The organism is Pseudomonas sp. HY13-MNA-CIBAN-0226 (genome assembly GCF_040310305.1).
In the GTDB taxonomy this organism is placed as follows: Bacteria; Pseudomonadota; Gammaproteobacteria; order Pseudomonadales; family Pseudomonadaceae; genus Aquipseudomonas; species Aquipseudomonas gregormendelii.
In genome coordinates, this window is sequence record NZ_JBEOPS010000443.1 from 1 (window position 1) to 252 (window position 252).

The 252-nt window shown below is 47.6% G+C and carries 1 protein-coding gene; it reads left to right on the forward strand.

Annotated elements, in window-relative coordinates:
* Positions 1-252: efflux RND transporter permease subunit (locus AAEZ05_RS29450; RefSeq protein ID WP_350650161.1), on the forward strand; the 252-nt coding region annotated here is incomplete at both ends.

The following is a 252-nucleotide window of genomic DNA, read 5'->3' on the forward strand; positions in this document are numbered from 1 at the left end:
CAGTAAGATCGTTATTGGTATTGCGCTTATCTTGTCCGCCGTATTCGTACCAATGGCCTTCTTTGGTGGCTCAACAGGTGTGATTTATCGCCAGTTCTCCATCACTTTGATTACCGCTATGGTACTCTCGGCATTGGTTGCCCTTGTCTTTACCCCTGCGCTATGCGTGACCTTACTAAAACGTGGCAAGAGCCATGAAAAGGGCAAGGACGAAAAGCAAAAAGGCTTCTTTGGCTGGTTTAACCGCTCGTT